Source organism: Dickeya poaceiphila (genome assembly GCF_007858975.2).
Classification (GTDB): Bacteria; Pseudomonadota; Gammaproteobacteria; order Enterobacterales; family Enterobacteriaceae; genus Dickeya; species Dickeya poaceiphila.
On record NZ_CP042220.2, the window covers coordinates 877797 to 898967 of the forward strand.

The window sequence follows — 21171 nt, forward strand, 5'->3', positions numbered from 1 at the left end:
ATGCGAATTATTGTCTACGGCAGTTTACGGCGCAAGCAGGGAAACAGTCATTGGATGACTAACGCTCAGTGGCTAGGCGATCACCGGCTCGATGGGTATCAATTATACGATCTGGGGCACTATCCGGCAGCGGTTGCAGGTGAGGGAGATATTTACTGCGAAGTGTACCGCATCAGTTCTTCTATTCTGACTGAACTGGATGAATTGAAGCTCAGAGGTGGGGCCTATTCGCGTGAGCTGATCGCCACGCCTTACGGCAGCGCCTGGATCTACCTGTATCAGCGCCCGGTCGCTGGTCTGCATCGCATCGTCAGCGGCGATTGGGTACAGCGTCAGGAAGAACCATAATCTTATATTTGAACAACGCACCGGCAACGTGAAGTATGACGGGTATAAATAATCCCGGTTGCTGACAACAGTAACCGGGATTATTTTTCCTGAAAAATAGTCACTGTTTTTTTTATTTTTATACCGCGTTATTTAACGCACCGGACGAGCGAAAATCCATTAAACAACAACACCGCCAGCGGCGGTGTTGTTGAAGAGGCATTCACTATGACGGTGAAGGCATTAAAAACGTCTTTTTCAGCGCGTCTTATTTATTTTTGGCGCGTTCGAAAGAAGACAGGATTTCGGCTTTCGCGGCGGCGGCATCAGCCCAGCCGTCCACTTTCACCCACTTGCCTTTTTCCAGATCTTTGTAGTGCTCGAAGAAATGGCCGATCTGCGCGCGCAGCAGTTCCGGCAAGTCGTTCACGTCTTTGATGTGATCGTACTCTTTGCTCAGTTTGGTGTGCGGTACCGCAACCACTTTGGCATCTTCACCGGATTCGTCGGTCATTTTCAGTACGCCAACCGGACGGCAGCGGATCACCGAGCCAGGCTGCAACGGATACGGCGTCGGCACCAGCACATCAACCGGGTCACCGTCCAGTGACAGTGTGTGGTTGATGTAGCCATAGTTGCACGGGTAGAACATGGCGGTAGACATGAAGCGGTCCACGAACAGCGCGCCGGTTTCTTTATCCACTTCGTACTTGATCGGATCAGCGTTGGCAGGGATTTCGATCACTACATAAATATCTTCCGGGAGGTCTTTACCCGCCGGTACGGTATTCAAACTCATGTCGGTTTCCTTCTTATTCAAACCAGAATGGAGTGGCGCTCATTATAGCCAACTGATGGCGAAAGTCGTGGTTTTTTAGGCTGGGTTGCATCGCACGCTGGATTGCCGCCCTCCCAATGAATAATAAGTAACGCATTAATCTGGTTAAACAACCATCGGCGGGATTCGGATAAACCTGACGCTTGAATTCCGTTGTTTGGCAGGGGCAACGGCCCGTCGGAGCCGCTACGTTTACCTTGATCTCCAGGTATCTTCAGGAGGCGTCGTGCTGGTCTGGCGTATCATCAGTTGGATGACGTTTACGGCGCAGTTTTTTCCAGATTTTGCTTTCCTGGCCGCGCCACAGCCGCTGAATATTATCGTGATGGCGCATCAGCACCAGACAGGAGAGCATGGCTACCGGAAAGGTGAACTGGGGTTTGAACCACCAGACATAGAACGGCGCAATCAGCGCGCTGATAATCGCGCCCAGCGAGGAATAGCCGCTTAGCAACACGGTCAGCAGCCAGGTGCCGGTCATCAACCCGGTTAAGTCCCAACCGATAGGTGCAATCGCGCCAAACGCTGTGGCGACCCCTTTGCCGCCACGGAAGCCAAAGAATATCGGGTAGATATGTCCCAGACAGGCGGCGATAGCGGTCAGGCCGAGATAGAGCGGTGAACTACCCAACGCGTAAGCGCCCCACACCGGCAGCATCCCCTTGAGGACATCGAAAACCAATACGGCGGCGGCAGCTGTTTTACCGCCAATGCGCAACACATTGGTGGCACCGGGGTTGCCGGAGCCTTGTTCGCGCGGATCGGGCAAACCAGCGATGCGGCAAATCAGGATTGCACTGGAGATCGAGCCACACAGATACGCGACGAGAATCATTCCGGGCGCGATAACACTCATAAACGGCTTCCGTTCAATAAAGGTCGTTTTAAGTTCAGTATCTGTGGATAATACGCACTTTCTGCCGGAAGTGGTATCCGGCGGCGGTAAAAACAGGGGATGACGTGATGGACATCGTTTTTATTGAAGAGCTTAGCGTAATCACCACTATCGGTGTTTATGACTGGGAACAAACCATCCAGCAGAAATTGATGTTCGATATCGAAATGGCCTGGGACAATCGTCCGGCAGCCGCCAGCGATAACGTAACGGATTGCCTGAGCTATGCCGACGTTAGTGACGCGGTGATTGAACTGGTCGAAGGTGGTCGTTTTGCGCTGGTGGAGCGGGTGGCGGAAGAGGTGGCAACCAGTCTGATGCAACGTTTCGGCATCCCCTGGTTGCGGCTGAAGGTCAGCAAGCCTGGCGCAGTGGCGCAGGCCCGTAGCGTGGGTGTGGTGATTGAGCGCGGTGTTCGCCCGTTGGCGTGAGTTGGGCTGCGATGATTAAACACAGACCCTTCTTAAAGTAATTAAAAGATAATATCTCTATTTTAAATTATGTCCTTAAGAGGGCATTATTTGATGCGCTTTACACGTTGCGGCTTGCTGATAGCAAGGCCGCTTTTTTATGTTGCAGGTGGGGGGTTTACGGTCGATGGCGGATCTGCATTCGTTGCTGGTGGCGTTCATTCTTGGGGTGGTGGAAGGGCTCACCGAATTTTTACCGGTGTCATCCACCGGGCATATGATTATCGTCGGTCACTGGTTGGGATTTGATGGAGATACCGCCAAGACCTTTGAGGTCATTATTCAGTTGGGGTCGATTCTGGCTGTGGTGGTGGTGTTCTGGCGACGGATGTTTGGGTTGATTGGCATTCATTTTGGTCAGGCTCCGCAGCATGAAGGGCGCGGAAAGGGGCATCTGACGTTGGCGCACATTGTGCTGGCGATGATCCCCGCCGTGGTGTTGGGGTTGGTGTTGCATGATGCCATCAAATCGCTGTTTAATCCGGTGACGGTCACTTATGCGCTGGTGGCCGGTGGCGTGCTGCTGCTGCTGGCGGAATGGCTCAAGCCCAAAAAACCTAAAGCGGAAGGGTTGGATGACATCAGCTATGTTCAAGCATTCCTGATTGGCTGTTTTCAGTGTCTGGCGTTGTGGCCGGGTTTCTCACGTTCCGGCGCGACCATTTCTGGCGGGATGTTGGTTGGGGTTGATCGTTATGCCGCTTCCGAGTTCTCCTTTATTCTTGCTGTGCCGATCATGCTTGGCGCGAGCGCGTTGGATTTGTACAAAAGCTGGCATTTTCTGTCGCTATCTGACCTGCCGATGTTTGCTACTGGTTTTGTGACCGCGTTTGTCGTGGCGATGATCGCGATTAAGACCTTCCTGCAATTGATTAAACGCGTCTCTTTTGTGCCGTTTGCTATTTATCGCTTCATCGTTGCAGCCTTGGTGTGGCTGGTGCTGATGTAATTATCGTCGCGATCACTCAAGGTATCCCGACGATAATCGCATGATGATTATAGCCCGGTAGCGTCGGCGCGCCGGGCTTTCCATTCCTCCAGTGCGGTGTGGCGACGGCGCTGCAACTCTTCTCTGATCGCGGCATGTTTGAACCCGGCTGCCACCACGTCTGCGCTGGTTATCTGGCTGGCGACAGCGAAGGCTTCGCGCAGATAGTCGCCCTGCGGATAGGGTTGTTGTTCCAGTCCGGCGCGTCCACGTGCGTCTGCTTCGCTGGTGAGGATCAACTGCTCCAGCCGATAGGGTTTACGCCAGACGTCAATAGCATCAAACAGTTTGAGCAGGGTTTTGGGCTGTAGCACTTGTACAGTGTGAATCAGGTCATGGTATTCGGCCACCAGACAGGCCAGATCGCGCAAGGCATTAGGTATTCGTAACCGCTGGCACAAGGCTTCCACCAGCGCCACGCCGGCCAGACCGTGGCCGTGGTGGCGCGGCCAGACTTCCGGTGGCGTCAAACCTTTGCCGAGATCATGACACAGCGTTGCGAAGCGGACATCTATCGCTGGGCTGAGACGGGCGGCCATCGCCAGACTCATCATCACATGAATGCCGGTGTCGATTTCCGGATGCCATGTAGCAGGGGCCGGTACGCCATAAAGGCGATCCACTTCAGGAAACAGGACTGCCAGCGCGCCACAGTCGCGCAGTACCTGAAAATAGACCTGAGGGTTCTCGGTGCCGAGCGCTTTTTCCGTTTCTTTCCACACCCGTTCCGGCGTCAGAAAATCCAGTTCGCCGTTGCGGGTCATGGCCTGCATCAGGTTCAGGGTTGCTTCGGCAATTTGAAAACCGAGGTGGGCGTAGCGGGCGGCGAAACGCGCGACTCGCAATACCCGGAGCGGGTCTTCGCTGAAAGCCTCGGAGACATGGCGCAGGAGCCGGTTTTGCAAATCATGCTGACCGCCGTATGGGTCGAACAACTGCCCGTCTTCATCCTGGGCGATAGCGTTGATAGTCAGATCGCGCCGTTGTAAATCTTCTTCCAGCGTAATGTCCGGTGTGGCCTGACAGATAAACCCGGTATACCCATTGCCGGATTTACGCTCAGTGCGTGCAAGCGCATACTCCTCTTTGGTTTCCGGGTGCAGGAAGACCGGGAAATCCCGTCCAACCTGTTGGTATCCTTGTTGCAACAGCATTTCCGGCGTAGCGCCGACCACGACCCAGTCACGTTCAGTAACGAGCCTGCCCAACAGACCGTCACGCACTGCGCCCCCTACAAGATAAATCTTCAAACCCGGCTCCCGATGCTAAACTGTGTCAATAACTGGCATAATCACCAGTCGTAACCAAGTTAGAGTTAACCATAATCTGGTTATGGTTAACTCTACTTTTGGTTATTGTTGATGAACATCCTCTCGAACACAATCTCAGACGCGACCGCGAAGATAATCGGGCATTGCGGCAACCAGTGATGTGGCATTCAGGGATTACCCCATCCAGCGATCATTCTTTTTGCGTCGGGGCAACAGGTGCGGCAGCAGCAAACCCAACACCAGACCCGCACCCGCCACGCCGCCGCCGTACATGAACCACTGCATGATCAGCGTGCGCTGTTTGTCGTCCAGTTGCAGGTTGGCTACTTCAAGTTTTTTTTGCGCGACGTCCAGTTGGGTTTTCAGCACCTGATTTTCTTTTTGTAACGCCTCGACAGTGCTGTCATGGGTAGCGACTTTTTGGCGCAGGTCGGCGGTGCGCTGTTTCCAGTCCTGATCAACGTTGTTGAGCTTGTCCGTCAGGTTTTTGACTTGATTCTCCAGTTCCGGGACACGGGTTTTCAGGCTGGGGGTCTGACGAAGTTGATCAAGCGCAATCCAACTGGTGCGGCCTTTGTCGTCACGAATCTGGGCGTAACCCGCGCTGTCATCGGTGCTGATAAGCTCGACGGCTTCGCCCGCGTTCAGGGTGCCGACGATACGGTATTGATTGCCCGGCCCACTGCGGGTGTAGGTGACAAGCTCGTCGGATATATAGCGTTTTTCTTGCGCATGGAGACCCAGGGTAGTGGACAACCCCAGGATGGCAGTGAAGAGTAAAGTTAATTTATTCATCATATTCAATATATTAAGTTCGCAGAGATTATGCAGTTAGCGCGCCCAGTCTGACGATGACGTTACTAAACCTGAATGAGAACAGTCTTACTCTTGATTACTCAATCTTGATTGAGCAATCAATGTGTTGCTTAACGCTTCATGGTGAATTCGAGGTGAAAAAGGCAAGGCGTATTCCGCTGCGAAAGAACACCGATTGCACAGGCTTTGCGAGCGCCTTCGCAGGGTAAACGCGCCGCCATGCCGTAACAGTGGCAACCTGCGATAAAATGTTATTTACTGGCGACATTTCTGCAATATCTGGTAGTGCAAGACGATGAGCGAAGAAATTGAATTAAAATTTATTGTTCACCCTGACGCGGTGGCGGCGATCAGACAAGGGCTGAAAAACTGGCAGAGCGATGTGGGGCACAGCAACCATCTGCATACCCATCAACTGGCGAATAGTTATTACGAAACGGCTGATGGATACCTGCGTCAGCATGGCATTGGGCTACGCATCCGGGGCGAAAATGGCCGCTATGAGATGACGGTGAAAACCGCGGGGAAAGTCGTGGGTGGGTTACATCAACACCCGGAATACAACGTGGAACTGCCTGGGCCGCATTTGAATCTTCATCTGTTGCCGGCGGAGATTTGGCCCGAAGGGTGCGACATTGAGGCGCTGGCTCAGGCGTTGCAGCCGCTGTTCAGCACTGATTTTCAGCGTGAAGCCTGGGTGGTGTCTCACCATCAAAGCCTGATTGAAATTGCTTTTGATCAGGGCCAAATCAGCGCTGGCGAATGGGTTGAACCGTTGTGTGAACTGGAGCTGGAGCTGAAAAATGGCCGTACTGAGGATCTGCTGGCGTTTGCTAATGAACTGTCTGATCTTGGTGGATTGCGGCAAGGGAGCCTGAGTAAAGCGGCCCGCGGCTATCATCTGGCGAAAGGTAATCCGGTTCGGCCTCGCTGCGAACTGACGTTTTTGTCGGTGGAGCCGAAAATGACGCTCGATCAGGGGATTGCTGCCGGGCTGGAACATGCGCTCAGCCATTGGCAGTACCATGAAGAGCTATGGGTGCGTGGTGATGCCGCCGCACGCCCGGCGTTGCTGGAGGCTGGCGCCATGATGCGGGAATTGCTGGTGCTGGTAGGCGGCGTGGTGCCACGCAAGGTGACCACAGAGTTTCGTGCGGCGCTGACCCAGCTTGAAGCGGGTATCGAGCGTACGCAAGCGGCAGATACGCTCTGCTATAGCGCCGATTACCTGAAGGGCAAACTGATTCTGACCTCGTGGCTGGTAAGGCATGGCTGGCGCGGCTACATGGACAACCGCGAACTGATGCGCTTACAAAGCTCCTGGAAGCGTTTTGCCGACATCATGATGAGCCGCGCGTTGGCTGAATTAAAAGCCGTATTCAGTCATGCGCTGGATGCTTTGCATTACACCCAGCAATTGCCGCGCTTGCAGCGTGGGGTGTATACCTTTTTGCTGCTGGGGGGAAGCTATCCGCAAGCGGAAGCCATTCGTTATCTGCAGCCATGGCGCGAACTGATGCAACTGATTGAGGCGTTGTCCGTTGGCCAGGGCATACCAAATGCTCTGGAGCTTTGCCGTAAACAGGCGCTCGCTCAGCCGCCGTTCTGGCTGCACAGCGGCCAATAGTCCGGATTATCGCTATTCGGGGGCATCGGTACTGGAACCGTCGCTCTCCGCTTCAACTCGTATTGGGCTGCCTGACGGGGCAGCTGTGCAAGGATATCGCCATGACCTGTCATTCCGCATCATTATTTCCGCTCTCTGAACCGCTTACTGAGCAGGCACGCCACGAGATAGATCGCTTATTGGGGGCTGATCCAACGCCGATGGCTGATAGTGCTGCGGCAGTGCTGGCTTGCAGTGAATTTGTCAGCGAGTCACTGGCACGTTGTCCGCAATGGCGGCAGGAGATAACCCAGTCCCCCCCGCAGCCTGAAGAATGGCGACAGTACGCCGATGGGTTGTCTCAGGCGTTGAACGAGGTTAGCGATGAGGCCGCGTTAATGAAGGCGTTGCGGCTGTTCCGCCGCCGCATTCTGACACGCATCGCCTGGGGGCAATGGTTGCAGCTCAGTACTACTGACGAGACATTGCAGCAATTGAGCGTACTGGCGGAGGCGCTGATCGTCGCTGCCCGTCAGTGGCTGTATGACGCCTGTTGCCGCGAGTGGGGCACGCCGTGTAATGAAGCGGGCGAACCACAGCCGTTGTTGATTTTGGGGATGGGAAAACTGGGCGGCGGGGAACTCAATTTTTCCTCGGACATCGATTTGATTTTCGCCTACCCGGAAAATGGTCATACCCGCGGTGGCCGCCGCGAACTGGATAACGCCCAGTTCTTCACCCGTCTCGGCCAGCGGCTGATCAAGGCGTTGGACCAGCCGACGATGGACGGTTTTGTTTATCGGGTGGACATGCGCCTGCGGCCATTTGGCGACAGTGGCCCGTTGGTGATGAGCTTTGCTGCGCTGGAAGACTATTATCAGGAACAAGGGCGTGACTGGGAACGGTATGCGATGGTCAAAGCCCGGTTGATGGGCGGCGATGACGACCATTACAGCCAGGAGCTGATCCGCATGTTACGGCCATTCGTGTTTCGCCGTTACATCGATTTCAGCGTTATTCAGTCGCTGCGCAACATGAAGAGTATGATCGCCCGCGAAGTGCGGCGGCGCGACCTGCGCAATAATATCAAGCTGGGGGCGGGCGGTATCCGCGAAGTGGAGTTCATCACTCAGGTATTTCAGCTGATTCGCGGTGGTCGTGAGCCTGCGTTGCAGGGGCGCTCTCTGTTGCCGACGCTGGAGCAGGTGGGCGAGCTGGCGCTATTGACCCCGGCGCAGGCAGCCCAGTTGCGCGAGGCGTATCTGTTTTTACGTCGGCTGGAGAACCTGCTGCAATCCATTGCCGATGAACAAACGCAAACCCTGCCGGAAGACGCGCTTAATCAGGCGCGGCTGGCGTGGGGGATGTGCTGTGACGACTGGTCGCAACTAAGTGAACGCTTACATCAGCAGATGCAGGCGGTGCGTGCGGTGTTCCATGAGTTGATTGGCGATGATGCGCCTGATGGCAGCGAAACCCCGGAGCACAGCCATTACGGCAGTCTGTGGCAGGATGGTCTGGAGAGTGCCGATCTGTCGGTGTTGTCACCGGAACTGACTTCAGAAGTATGTGAGCGTTTGCTGACGCGGGTGGCCGATTTTCGTGCCGATTTATCCCGTCGCACTATCGGGCCGCGTGGCCGCGATGTGCTTGACCAATTGATGCCGGCATTGCTGGCGCAAGCCTGCAACCATGCTAATGCCGATGTTATCGTCGCGCGGTTGACGCCGCTGTTGCTGGGTATTGTGACCCGCACCACCTATCTGGAACTGTTGCTGGAGTCGCGCCCGGCGCTGACGCAACTGATCCGGCTGTGCGCCGTATCTCCAATGATTGCCAGTCAACTGGCGCGTTACCCGTTGCTGCTGGATGAGTTACTGGACCCCGCTAGTCTGTATCAACCCATCGCGCTGGATGCCTATACCGATGAATTGCGTCAATACCTGATGCGGGTGCCGGAAGAGGATGAAGAGCAACAACTGGAGGCATTGCGCCAGTTCAAGCAGGCACAGCATCTGCGTATTGCTGCGGCAGATATTGTCGGCGCGCTGCCCGTGATGAAAGTGAGCGATCACTTAACTTATCTGGCGGAAGCCATCATCGCTGCAGTAGTGCAGCAGGCGTGGAACCAGATGGTCACACGTTACGGCCAGCCGGCTCATCTGCACGCTCAAGCCGGGCGCGGATTCGCCGTGGTGGGGTACGGCAAGCTGGGCGGCTGGGAGTTGGGCTACAGTTCCGACCTTGATTTGGTGTTTCTGATTGATTGTCCGGATAATGTGGTGACGGATGGCGAACGCAGCATCGATGGTCGTCAGTTTTATTTGCGGCTGGCGCAGCGTGTGATGCATCTGTTCAGCACCCGTACCTCGTCCGGCATTTTGTACGAGGTCGATGCCCGTTTACGTCCATCGGGAGCGGCGGGCATGTTGGTAAGCACCGTGGCGGCGTTCGATGATTATCAGCGCAACGAAGCCTGGACCTGGGAACATCAGGCGCTGGTTCGTGCGCGGGTCGTGTATGGCGAACCCGCTATTCAGCAGCAGTTTGAAGAGATTCGACAGCGAATTTTATGCCGTGAGCGAGACGGTGACGCGCTGCGTACTGAAGTCCGGGAAATGCGGGAAAAGATGCGCCAGCATCACGCCAGCAAAGACGCGGGTTTTGACATCAAGGCCGATGCTGGCGGCATTACCGATATCGAATTCATCGCGCAGTATCTGGTGTTGCGTTACTCGGCGCAGGAGCCGCGGTTGACACGCTGGTCCGATAACGTGCGTATTCTGGAATTGCTGGCTCGTCATGGCGTGATGGATGACGACGAGGCAGAGGCGCTACGGCTGGCCTACATTACCTTGCGCGATGAAATCCACCATTTGGCGTTGCAGGAGTTGCCTGGCCGGGTCGGCCAGGCGTGTTTCAGCAATGAGCGGCAGCAGATACAACAGAGTTGGAAGAAGTGGCTGGAATGAGGCGTGCTGCGCAATCGGCGCTGCTGGCTACCCGGTGAGTGTGGCAGTTGAGTGTGATAGTATAGCGCGCGTTAAAAATGAACCTGTTTTTGGAGCCAGGGAATGAAAGTAACGCTACCTGATTTTCGCCACGCCGGTGTTCTGGTTGTGGGTGACGTAATGCTGGACCGCTACTGGTACGGCCCAACCAGCCGTATTTCGCCGGAAGCGCCAGTGCCGGTGGTTAAGGTGGATACCATCGAAGAACGTCCCGGCGGCGCGGCCAACGTGGCAATGAATATCGCCGCGCTGGGCGCAGGGTCGCGTTTGGTGGGGTTGACCGGTATTGATGATGCCGCCCGCGCCCTGAGCGCCAAACTCAACGAAGTGAACGTCAAGTGCGACTTCGTTTCCGTTCCCACTCATCCCACCATTACCAAGCTGCGTGTGTTGTCGCGCAACCAGCAACTGATCCGCCTCGACTTTGAAGAAGGGTTCGACAGTGTCGATCCGCAGCCGATGATTGACCGCATCCAGCAGGCATTGCCGAAGATCGGCGCGTTGGTGCTGTCTGATTACGCTAAAGGCGCACTGGTGCATGTACAGACCATGATCCAGACGGCCAGAGCGGCTGGTGTGCCGGTGTTGATTGACCCGAAAGGTACCGATTTTAACCGCTATCGCGGTGCGACGCTGCTGACGCCAAACCTGTCGGAGTTCGAAGCGGTGGCCGGGCGCTGTAAAGATGAAAATGATCTGGTGGAACGCGGTATGAAACTGCTGGCAGAGCTGAGTCTCTCTGCACTGCTGGTGACTCGCTCTGAGCAGGGGATGACGCTGCTGCAACCGGGCAAAGCGCCGTTGCACCTGCCGACGCAGGCGCAGGAAGTGTATGACGTTACCGGTGCGGGCGATACCGTGATTGGCGTGCTGGCGGCGGCGCTGGCGGCGGGCAAGCCGATGGAGGAAGCCTGCTTCCTCGCTAACGCGGCGGCTGGTGTCGTGGTCGGAAAACTCGGTACCTCCACGGTAACGCCGATTGAGCTGGAAAACGCTATTCGTGGTCGTGCTGATACCGGTTTTGGCGTGATGACTGAAGCACAACTGAAAGGTGCGGTGGCGCTGGCGCGTCAGCGTGGCGAAAAGGTCGTCATGACCAATGGGTGTTTTGATATTTTACACGCCGGGCACGTTTCCTATCTGGCTAATGCGCGCCGTCTGGGTGATCGCCTGATTGTAGCGGTAAATAGTGATGACTCCACCAAACGCCTGAAAGGGCCGAGTCGTCCGGTTAACCCGTTGACACAACGGATGATTGTGCTGGGTGCGCTGGAAGCGGTGGACTGGGTGGTGGCGTTTGAAGAAGACACACCACAGCGCCTGATTAGCGAGGTGTTGCCGGATATTCTGGTGAAGGGCGGTGACTACAAGCCAGAAGACATTGCCGGCAGTAAAGAGGTCTGGGCCAATGGCGGCGAGGTGCGGGTGCTAAACTTTGAAGACGGTTGTTCGACCACCAATATCATCAACACCATCAAAGCCAGAGATTAACGGGCACGCTTATGCTGGAAAATGAGTCTAAGCCTGCTGACGATATCGCTACTGTTTCGGTGCAGATTGAGGCGCTGCGCGCCCAACTGCGCTATCACGAATACAAATACCACGTCGATGATGCGCCGGAAATTCCCGACGCAGAATACGACAACCTGATGAATGCGCTGAAAATGTTGGAGCAGGCACATCCTGAATTGGTGACGCCCGATTCACCAACCCAGCGAGTCGGCGCCGCACCGCTGGATGCGTTTGATACGGTAGCGCATGACGTGCCGATGCTGTCGCTGGATAACGTCTTTGACGAGGCCAGTTTTCTGGCATTCTGCAAGCGCATCAATGATCGGTTGAAAAACGATGGCGAACTGACGTTTTGCTGCGAGTTAAAGCTTGATGGGCTGGCGGTCAGCCTGCTGTATGAGAATGGTGTGCTGGTACGCGCCGCGACACGCGGCGACGGCACGACCGGCGAGAATATTACCGCCAATATTCGTACCATCGGCGCGATTCCGTTACGTCTGCACGGCGATAATATTCCAGCGCGGCTGGAAGTACGCGGTGAAGTGTTCATGAAACACAAGGGGTTCGAAGCCCTGAATGCGGACGCGCGTCGTACCGGCGGCAAGGTATTCGCTAACCCGCGTAATGCTGCTGCCGGTTCGTTGCGTCAGTTGGACCCACGTATCACCGCCACTCGCCCCTTGACCTTCCTATGCTATGGCGTTGGGGTGGTGGAAGGCGGAACCCTGCCGGATACCCACTGGCAGCGGCTGATGCAGTTCCGTGAATGGGGGCTGCCGGTCAGTGAACGCATTCGTCTGTGCACCGGCAGTGATGCGGTGCTGGACTTCTACCGTCAGGTGGAGCACGAGCGCGAAACGCTGGGGTTCGATATCGATGGTGTGGTGATCAAAGTCAACGAGCTGGCGTTGCAGGAGCGGCTGGGCTTTGTGGCGCGTGCGCCGCGCTGGGCGGTGGCATTCAAGTTTCCGGCTCAGGAGCAATTGACCTGGTTGCGAGACGTTGAGTTTCAGGTTGGCCGTACCGGTGCGATTACGCCGGTGGCGCGGCTGGAGCCGGTGACCGTCGCTGGCGTGGTGGTGAGTAACGCCACGCTGCACAATGCGGATGAAATCGAACGTCTGGGGGTTCAGATTGGCGATCGGGTTGCCGTTCGTCGCGCAGGGGACGTGATTCCGCAGATAGTGAGCGTCGTGCTGTCTGAGCGCCCGGCGGATGCCCGCCCGGTGGTGTTTCCGCCTCAATGCCCGGTGTGCGGGTCTGATGTGGAGAGGGTCGAAGGCGAGGCCGTTGCTCGCTGTACTGGCGGCCTGTTCTGCGGCGCGCAGCGTAAAGAAGCGCTGAAGCACTTTGTTTCTCGTCGTGCGCTGGATGTCGAAGGCATGGGCGATAAGATCATCGACCAGTTGGTAGAGAAAGAGTACGTCAAGACACCCGCGGATTTGTTTCGTCTGGATATCGGTATTCTTACACGACTGGATCGCATGGGGCCGAAGTCGGCGCAGAATCTGGTGAATGCGCTGAGCAAAGCCAAGTCCACCACGTTTGCTCGTTTCTTGTATGCGTTAGGTATCCGGGATGTGGGTGAGGCGACGGCGGCGAATCTGGCGGCGCATTTCGGTACGCTGGACGCGTTGCAAGCTGCCGATCTGGAAGTGCTGCAACAAGTGCAGGATGTCGGCATTGTAGTTGCGACGCATGTGCGCAACTTTCTTGATGAGGCGCACAATCAGCAGGTGATTCAGGAATTGATTGGCGATGATGTCGGTATTCACTGGCCAGACCCGGTAATAGTGGATGTTGAGGCGTCAAACAGTCCGTTTGCCGGTAAAACAGTGGTATTGACTGGCTCGCTGAGTGTGCTGTCTCGTGATGAAGCCAAAGATCGCCTCACGGCGCTAGGAGCGAAGGTGAGTGGCAGTGTGTCGAAGAAAACCAATCTGGTCATCGCTGGCGAAGCGGCGGGTTCCAAGCTGACCAAAGCACAGGAACTGGGTATTGAGGTCATTGATGAAGCGGAGATGATGCGTCTGCTGGGGTAAAGGTAATGCAAAAAGAGGATCTGCTGGCGATAGCCAATACGCCGATGCCATTTGGCAAATATAAAGGCCGTATGCTGATCGACTTACCGGAAGAGTACCTCTTGTGGTTCGCCCGCAAGGGCGAATTTCCGGCAGGGCGGTTAGGTGAATTGATGCAGATTACGCTGACTATCAAGATGGAAGGGTTACAAGGGCTGGTGAAGCCGCTGCGCCGCCCAACACCTTGATATCAGTAACCTGACAGGTATTGATGGTGCTGGCAATTCGCCGGTGCTGACACCGTTTTTAGCAAATAAAAAAGCATCATGAATCATCAGGATACATGATGCTTTTATTCATACCAGACAATATTCAGACAGCGAAAAAATTAGATGTAAATATTAACGCTGTTTTCATCCGTCGGCATGTTGACGCCTTCTTTGAGCGTAGACGACTGAATTGCAGAGGCACCTGACTGCTGAGCCTGTTGTGTTTTCTGCTGTTGCAACTGTTGGATTTGTGCCTGAATTTGTTGGATTTGCGCCTGAATCATCTTTTGCTGTTGCTCCAGCAACTGGCGCTCTTCATCCGTTTTTGTTTCTGTCATCTGCTGAGTCAGCTTGGTTGCTTGTTTGGTCAGCGATTGAATTTCCTTGTTTAACTGGGAAATCTGCTGATCAACATTGGCGCTATTACTGCTGCCTGATGATGCAGAAACGGCCGATGTTGCTGAGCCGATAGAACCTGCCATAAACTCCTCCTGAAAATAGCCATAATGGCTACACTGTTATCGGCATCGCACCGCGATAGCCTTATAGGTTTTTCGATTTCCTGACGAAGTGGATACAAATATGTCCGGATGGTAATGGTTTCTCAGATGATAGATATCAACCAAACTGCCAACGTGTTTTAGCCTTTCCCTGTTGGGTACTCAGCAAAGATAAGGGATTGCTATGCTGTTGTTTTGTTACTTACCGAAAAAACAGCCCACCGGGTTGCCAGTGGGCTGAGTTTTGCGAACTGACCTATCAGATGTAAATGTCGATAGCATGTTCAGCTGACGGACGGTTAACGCCTTCAACCGGTCTGATCATCGGTTTGCTTTCTTGCGGTGGCGGCACCTGCTGGTTTTGCAGTTGTGCAATCTGCCCCTGCATCACAACAATCTGAGCCTGCATCGATTGCTGCTGTCCATTAATCGTGGTTTCCTGCTGCTTCTTGGTGCTTTCACCTGATGCCTCATCGGCTTTCAGGTTTTGCAGATTACGCTCAGAAACCTTCTGTTCCGTGTTGGTTTCGACGCTGGTGGATGCTGGCACCGGCATCACTGCAAACGCAGAGCTGGTAATTGGACTCAGCATACATCCTCCTGATTAGTAGTCTGGGCAGGGGACTATCCCTGCTATCTCTATTATCGGCACCCGGCACGACATTATGAGTGATTATTAACCAAAAAGTGCGTTCTGGCTACTCTTTGTCCTGAGTGATGGGGTAAGAAATTGTATCTTTACGCCTGATATTATTTCCCATAAACATTAATTGCGTCGGTTAGCCGCACCGCCTGTCTGCTGAGGTTGGTGGCGAATTCCGCTGATTGATCAACCATCTCGGTATTACCGGCGGTCATCTGCTCAATTTGGGCGATAGAACCGTTGATCAGTGACAACGCTGCAGTTTGCTCACGGGTGGCGTTGCTGATCTCGCTGATCATGCTTGCCACTTGCTGCACATCGTTGACGATGTCCTGAATATGTTTGCCTGCTTTGTCTACCAGTGCGCTACCCGTTTCAACGCTGGTCATGTTGGCGTCGATCAAGGTTTTGATTTCGCGGGCAGCAGACGCGGAATGCTGCGCCAGATTGCGAACTTCCGCCGCCACAACGGCAAAACCACGCCCTTCTACGCCGGCACGCGCTGCTTCTACCGCCGCATTGAGTGCCAGAATGTTGGTCTGAAAGGCGATACTGTCGATAACGCCGATGATATCGACGATTTTGCGGCTGGCGTTTGAAATAGACTCCATCATACCCACGGCCTCGGCCATGATATCGCCGCCTTCGCCAGCGGACTGGCTGGCATGTTGCGCCATCTGGGTGGCTTGTGTGGCGGTGTCTGCGCTTTGTTGTACTGCTACGGTAATCTGTTCGATAGCCGCTGCTGTCTGCTGCAGATTGGCGGAGGTTTCCTCGGTGCGTGTGCTCAGATCATGGTTGCCATCGGCCAGTTGTTGGCTGATGCTGTTGATGCCAGCCACCTGTGTGCTGACATCATCCACCAGTGAATGCAGGTTGAGGCCGAATTGGTTGACCACCCGTAACAGCAGCCCAACTTCATCCACCCGGTTGAGATGGATACTGTCTGCCCGGCGACCAGATACGACCTGTTGTGCCTGACCCAGGATCAAACGCAGCGGATTGGCGATTTGTTGTTGCAGAAACTGGTCGAGTACTACCATCAGCAGCAGAATCGAGATGATCGATGTTGTTGTGCCAATGCCCAGCAGGATGAGAGCGAGCGGCATTAAACCGCCGAGCAATACGGCCAGTCGTAAGCGCCAGCGTACCGATAACCGCTGGAATAGCGACAAAACCGAGAACAGCCCGGTTCGGACTACCAGCCCTTTGTAAAACCCTAGATGACGAGCTTGTTTATTCTGTACTGCTTCATACAGCGGTTCAACAGCGCGAATTTCTTCTGCCTTGGGGGTATTGCGTACCGAAATATAGCCGGTGAGTTGATTATGGTGATAGACCGGCGTGACGTTAGCGCGTACCCAGTAATGATCGCCGTTTTTGCGACGGTTTTTGACCAGTCCGGTCCAACTGTCGCCTTGTTGCAGCGTGTACCACATGTCGGCGAAGGCTTCGGTGGGCATATCCGGATGACGCACAATATTGTGGGGGGTTCCCATCAGTTCGTGCTCATCAAATCCACTGACGCGAATAAACGCGGAGTTGGCATAAGTGATGTTGCTTTTAACATCCGTGGTCGACATTAATGTAGTGCCGTCATCCAACAGGTATTCTTGTTGTGTAATAGGTGTATTAACCCGCATTGAAAACCCCGATGCTGTGTGTCAGTTATGTCAGTGATGTAGAGAAGGGCCAGGGTGTGAGCACGGCCTGATTAATCACACAAATTCAGAACTTATCCCACAAGGTTATTTTGCTTGCCATTTTAGTGCAGGACAGTGCTCAACATCCTCACGCACGCTGTACGTTCGGGGGGGACGTGCTGTCAATGTCCATGCTGGCTGCGACATTACACCTGATGGGGTAGAGTCTGGAGGTGTGTTAAATCATCGTTTTTATTTTTTAACTCAAGGTTAAAAGATACGAAAAAAGGGCGCTTCAAATTGCAAAGCATCCCTGAGCAAACTTATTCTTTTTTTTCAGGTGGGGAATTTATGCTTTGGGTCTTTGTGTTGTCAATCAAATCATTTTTTGAACAGCATTTTTTTTAACTACTCTTTATTTGTTAATTATTGTTCGGTTTTTTCTTAATGATGTCATTACAATAAGAACGTTTTGTTAACATGGCTGACAAGAATGTCGTTCTGAAAAATAGAAGGAAATAAGGCGACTTATTAAATAAAATTAAATGATGATGTAATAAAAGAGACGGAAAGTTATTTTTCTATCGAAAATAAATTCACGTGAGTTATATACCCTAAATAATTCGAGTTTCAGGAAGGCGGCAAGGGAAGGAATCCCGATGAGCTTACTCAGGTAAGTGATTCGGGTGACTGAGCGCAGCCAACGCACCTGTAACTTGAAGTATGACGGGTATATGTCGAATTAATGTCATTGCTTTAAACAGTAATGGGTGGAAAGTGGCGGGTGAAAAATAGTGTAAAAACATTCGCCACTGGATGTTTCATCCAGTGGCGAATGCGTGGCTAACGAATAATACGTGTATCAGGTAACCGGTGCCGGGTTAAACACCGACAGTGCGTTGTGTAAACCCCATTGATCAGACCAGGTTTTTTTCCTGCCGCTAGCGATATCCAGAATAAAACGGAATAACTGCCAGCCCACATCTTCAATGGTTGCTTCGCCGGTAGCGATGGTGCCGGCGTTGATATCCATCAGATCATGCCAGCGTTCCGCGAGCGCCGTGCGGGTCGCCATCTTGATGACCGGCACCGCTTTCAGCCCGTAAGGGGTGCCGCGCCCGGTGGTGAACACCTGAACAGTGATGCCGGAAGCCAGTTGCTGCGTACCGCACACAAAGTCGCTGGCTGGCGTGGCTGCGTAAATCAGCCCGCGTTTGGTCGGACGTTGACCTGGCGACAGCACTTCGACGATGGCGCTGGTGCCGGATTTAGCAATAGACCCCAAGGCTTTTTCCACCACATTCGCCAGCCCACCTTTTTTGTTGCCGGGCGATGGGTTAGCGCTGCGGTCAGTCTTGCCGCTGTCCAGATAGTCGTCATACCAGGCCATCTCTTCCAGCAGACGTTTCCCTACCTCTTCATTGATGGTACGTGGCGTGAGTAGATGAATGGCGTCGCGTACTTCGGTGACTTCGGAAAACATCACCGTAGCGCCGCAACGCACCAGCAGATCAGACGCGAATCCTACCGCCGGGTTGGCGGTCACACCGGAAAACGCGTCGCTGCCGCCACATTGCATACCGACTACCAGTTCAGATGCCGGCACCGTTTCGCGCGCGCGGCGGTTGAGCTGTTGCAGATGCTTATCTGCCATAGCCAGAATATCGTCCACCATCGATTTGAAACCGATATGGTGTTCATCTTGCAATCGCACAATACTGGTATCGTCCAGCGAAATGGCCTGTACATCCGGCGTGCCTTGCAGCAGGCGTTCTGGCTGGAGTTTTTCGCAGCCCAGCCCGACCACCAGCACTTCGCCGCCGAAATTCGGATTGAGCGCCAGATTGTGGATGGTGCGGATAGGCACAACGGCGGCTGGGGCATTGATCGCCACACCGCAGCCATACAGATGGTTCAGTGCGACTACGCCGTCTACGTTAGGATAACGGGGCAGCAGGTCACGCTCTATCAGGTTGACGACATAATCCACCACACCGGCAACGCAGTGGACGCTGGTAGTAATGCCGAGCAGGTTTTTGGTGCCGACGCTACCGTCCGGATTACGGTAGCCTTCGAAGGTATACCCTTCCAGCGGCGGCAGTGTTGGCGGAACCCTGGTTGCCAGCGGCAGCGTTTCCAGCGCCGGCGCCGTGGGCAATTCCACCAGCGATTCATCGATCCAACTGCCGCGGACGATGTCCCTGAGGGCGTAGCCGATGATTTCGCCATAACGGACGATAGGCGCTCCGAGGGCGATATCGCGTAATGCGACCTTGTGGCCTTGCGGTACGTGTTCTTTCAGTTCCAGACCGCAACTGAATCGGGTACCGGCTTTCAGACCATTATTGTTGACGACAATGGCAACATTGTCAGACTCATGAACCTTGATATAAAGCGGCCGTTCATCGGCCACACCCGTTGTTGTATTATCTGACATGGCGCTAACCTTCATGAGTTATAACGCTGGTTAAAGCTATAACGTGCGGTTTATTTTCACTGTCGCTGCTAATAATGACTTTGCTCGGCATCAGTATAGGTGAGCTTTCTGCCGCTATGCATTATGCAATTGACTGACATCCTGACGCGCTGTGCTTAATTTCTCTGGCGAAGAAACAATAGGCAGTGAGACCTGTCACATTATTCCGTCCGTTGACTTATTCCCTCCTTAATTCTGACCGTCGCGCTTTGTGACTGAAGTGGCAAAAGCCGGTGTTTTCGTGAAATGACTCCCAAATGATTGGGCGATTGCTGCAACTCGTGTTGTTGATAGTGGTGATTGTTGGGCGCTTGTCCAGTGAGGCGTGCAGACGCGCCCTTTATAATCACTCCCAGAAGTCGAAGAGGTCTCGTGGTTTATTTTTGCTGTTCTGCTTTTTCTTTGCTCAAGTTTCAAACCATTACCGACTCTTGATTTCATTCTGGTAACTCAACCCTACGCAAGTGTGGTTATTTGGAATGAATGAGCTAACCGCTATCTAAAAGTAGGAGTTCATCATGAATACCGTCAGCACAGCAGCCGGCGTATTACAAAAGAAAACCAACGCCCGTTACTGGATTGTCGTGATACTGTTTATCGTCACGTCATTCAATTATGGCGACCGCTCTACGATTTCCATCGCCGGTTCCGCCATGTCCAAAGATATTGGTCTTGATGCAGTGGGCATGGGCTATATCTTCTCTGCATTTTCCTGGGCTTATGTGATAGGTCAAATTCCCGGCGGCTGGCTGCTAGACCGCTTTGGTTCCAAGCGCGTCTACTTCTGGAGCATCTTCTCCTGGTCGTTGTTTACCCTGCTGCAAGGGTTTGTAGATATTTTCCACGGCTCAGCCATCGTGATTTCGTTGTTTATGCTGCGTTTCATGGTGGGATTGTGCGAATCCCCATCTTTCCCCGGTAACAGCCGTATTGTAGCGGCCTGGTTCCCGGCGCAGGAGCGTGGCACCGCGGTCGCCATTTTCAACTCCGCACAGTACTTCGCCACCGTTATCTTTGCGCCCATTATGGGTTGGCTGACGCATGAAGTGGGTTGGGCACATGTGTTCTGGTTTATGGGGGGGCTTGGCATCATCATCGCTTTCCTGTGGCAGAAGGTCATTCATGATCCGAAAGATCATCCCGGCGTGAATAAGGCTGAACTGGAGTACATCGAAGCGGGCGGCGCACTGGTCAATATGGATGCATTAGCGACGAAAAAATCGGTCGCTCGCGGCGAGAAATGGCACCAGATTAAACAGTTGCTGACTTCCCGCATGATGATGGGCGTCTATCTCGGTCAATACTGCATCAATGCGCTGACTTACTTCTTTATTACCTGGTTCCCGGTGTATCTGGTGCAGGCGCGCGGCATGTCGATTCTGAAAGCCGGTTTTGTTGCGTCGATCCCAGCCATTTGCGGATTTGTCGGCGGCGTGCTGGGCGGGGTGATTTCCGATTACCTGATGCGCCGTACCCAGTCACTCACCCTTGCCCGTAAAACGCCGATTGTGCTGGGAATGCTGCTGTCCATGTCGATGGTGATTTGTAACTACGTCACCACGGAATGGGTGGTGATTGCGGTGATGGCGGCGGCGTTCTTCGGTAAAGGTATCGGTGCGCTGGGCTGGGCGGTGATGGCGGATACCGCGCCGAAAGAAATCAGCGGCTTGAGCGGCGGTCTGTTCAATATGTTCGGCAATATCTCCGGCATCGTTACGCCGATTGCCATCGGCTATATCGTCGGTGTGACCGGCTCCTTTAATGGCGGGCTGGTATATGTGGGCGTTCATGCGTTCGTCGCTATCCTGAGCTTCCTGTTCATCGTGCAGGACATCAAACGTATCGAACTGAAACCTTATAAACCCCAGTGATGAAAAGTAAGGAC

At 54.0% G+C, this 21171-nt stretch carries 17 protein-coding genes; 9 read left to right on the forward strand and 8 right to left on the reverse strand.

The genetic code is table 11. The features are described 5' to 3' along the window. A complete protein-coding gene (locus Dpoa569_RS03880) occupies positions 1 to 348 on the forward strand; it encodes a gamma-glutamylcyclotransferase family protein (protein ID WP_042872531.1) in 348 nt (115 codons plus the stop codon). 247 nt (positions 349 to 595) lie between these two features. Here Dpoa569_RS03880 and ppa read toward each other — a convergent pair whose 3' ends face one another. Further along, complete coding sequence (ppa, locus tag Dpoa569_RS03885) at positions 596 to 1126, reverse strand: inorganic diphosphatase (protein WP_042872528.1); 531 nt, start codon at positions 1124 to 1126, stop codon at positions 596 to 598. A gap of 253 nt (positions 1127 to 1379) precedes the next feature. Beyond that, a complete protein-coding gene (gene plsY / locus Dpoa569_RS03890) occupies positions 1380 to 2021 on the reverse strand; it encodes a glycerol-3-phosphate 1-O-acyltransferase PlsY (protein WP_042872526.1) in 642 nt (213 codons plus the stop codon). 107 nt (positions 2022 to 2128) lie between these two features. Between plsY and folB the strand changes: the two genes are divergently transcribed. Both folB and bacA read left to right on the forward strand, forming a co-directional pair. Then, on the forward strand, positions 2129 to 2491 hold the full coding sequence (gene folB / locus Dpoa569_RS03895) for a bifunctional dihydroneopterin aldolase/7,8-dihydroneopterin epimerase (protein WP_042872523.1): 363 nt from the start codon (positions 2129 to 2131) through the stop codon (positions 2489 to 2491). A 166-nt stretch (positions 2492 to 2657) separates the two neighbouring features. Further along, positions 2658 to 3479 carry an undecaprenyl-diphosphate phosphatase gene (bacA, locus tag Dpoa569_RS03900; protein WP_042872520.1) on the forward strand — a complete coding sequence of 274 codons (822 nt, stop codon included), beginning with the start codon at positions 2658 to 2660 and terminating at the stop codon, positions 3477 to 3479. A gap of 47 nt (positions 3480 to 3526) precedes the next feature. Here bacA and Dpoa569_RS03905 read toward each other — a convergent pair whose 3' ends face one another. Together Dpoa569_RS03905 and Dpoa569_RS03910 are read right to left on the reverse strand one after the other, a co-directional pair. After that, on the reverse strand, positions 3527 to 4768 hold the full coding sequence (locus tag Dpoa569_RS03905; RefSeq protein ID WP_042872519.1) for a multifunctional CCA addition/repair protein: 1242 nt from the start codon (positions 4766 to 4768) through the stop codon (positions 3527 to 3529). A 195-nt stretch (positions 4769 to 4963) separates the two neighbouring features. Continuing rightward, positions 4964 to 5584: a TIGR04211 family SH3 domain-containing protein gene (locus tag Dpoa569_RS03910; RefSeq protein ID WP_042872517.1), complete on the reverse strand. Its 621-nt coding sequence runs from the start codon at positions 5582 to 5584 to the stop codon at positions 4964 to 4966. A gap of 316 nt (positions 5585 to 5900) precedes the next feature. Here Dpoa569_RS03910 and Dpoa569_RS03915 point away from each other — a divergent pair, with 316 nt between their 5' ends. From Dpoa569_RS03915 to Dpoa569_RS03935, 5 genes are all read left to right on the forward strand, one after another. Further along, positions 5901 to 7232, forward strand: coding sequence for a CYTH domain-containing protein (locus tag Dpoa569_RS03915; RefSeq protein WP_042872513.1), 1332 nt, complete (start codon positions 5901 to 5903; stop codon positions 7230 to 7232). Positions 7233 to 7333: 101 nt separating this feature from the next. Further along, positions 7334 to 10183 (forward strand): bifunctional [glutamate--ammonia ligase]-adenylyl-L-tyrosine phosphorylase/[glutamate--ammonia-ligase] adenylyltransferase, encoded by a 2850-nt coding sequence (gene glnE / locus Dpoa569_RS03920; protein ID WP_042872511.1) that lies wholly within the window; start codon positions 7334 to 7336, stop codon positions 10181 to 10183. A 102-nt stretch (positions 10184 to 10285) separates the two neighbouring features. After that, on the forward strand, positions 10286 to 11713 hold the full coding sequence (gene hldE, locus Dpoa569_RS03925) for a bifunctional D-glycero-beta-D-manno-heptose-7-phosphate kinase/D-glycero-beta-D-manno-heptose 1-phosphate adenylyltransferase HldE (protein WP_042872509.1): 1428 nt from the start codon (positions 10286 to 10288) through the stop codon (positions 11711 to 11713). 11 nt (positions 11714 to 11724) lie between these two features. Continuing rightward, positions 11725 to 13776: an NAD-dependent DNA ligase LigA gene (gene ligA, locus Dpoa569_RS03930; protein ID WP_050569499.1), complete on the forward strand. Its 2052-nt coding sequence runs from the start codon at positions 11725 to 11727 to the stop codon at positions 13774 to 13776. A gap of 5 nt (positions 13777 to 13781) precedes the next feature. Further along, positions 13782 to 14003, forward strand: a complete 222-nt coding sequence (locus Dpoa569_RS03935; RefSeq protein ID WP_042872507.1) for a DUF3820 family protein — start codon at positions 13782 to 13784, stop codon at positions 14001 to 14003. A 140-nt stretch (positions 14004 to 14143) separates the two neighbouring features. Here Dpoa569_RS03935 and Dpoa569_RS03940 read toward each other — a convergent pair whose 3' ends face one another. The 4 genes from Dpoa569_RS03940 to garD all read right to left on the reverse strand — a co-directional run bounded on the left by Dpoa569_RS03940 (position 14144) and on the right by garD (position 19262). Beyond that, positions 14144 to 14506, reverse strand: a complete 363-nt coding sequence (locus Dpoa569_RS03940) for a FlxA-like family protein (RefSeq protein ID WP_042872505.1) — start codon at positions 14504 to 14506, stop codon at positions 14144 to 14146. Positions 14507 to 14783: 277 nt separating this feature from the next. After that, a complete protein-coding gene (locus tag Dpoa569_RS03945) occupies positions 14784 to 15116 on the reverse strand; it encodes a FlxA-like family protein (protein WP_042872503.1) in 333 nt (110 codons plus the stop codon). Between the two features lie 158 nt (positions 15117 to 15274). Continuing rightward, positions 15275 to 16810 carry a methyl-accepting chemotaxis protein gene (locus Dpoa569_RS03950; RefSeq protein WP_042872501.1) on the reverse strand — a complete coding sequence of 512 codons (1536 nt, stop codon included), beginning with the start codon at positions 16808 to 16810 and terminating at the stop codon, positions 15275 to 15277. 862 nt (positions 16811 to 17672) lie between these two features. Then, on the reverse strand, positions 17673 to 19262 hold the full coding sequence (gene garD / locus Dpoa569_RS03955) for a galactarate dehydratase (protein WP_128569773.1): 1590 nt from the start codon (positions 19260 to 19262) through the stop codon (positions 17673 to 17675). A 542-nt stretch (positions 19263 to 19804) separates the two neighbouring features. Here garD and Dpoa569_RS03960 point away from each other — a divergent pair. Then, positions 19805 to 21157, forward strand: coding sequence for an MFS transporter (locus Dpoa569_RS03960; RefSeq protein ID WP_146411075.1), 1353 nt, complete (start codon positions 19805 to 19807; stop codon positions 21155 to 21157). Positions 21158 to 21171: the final 14 nt, after the last annotated feature.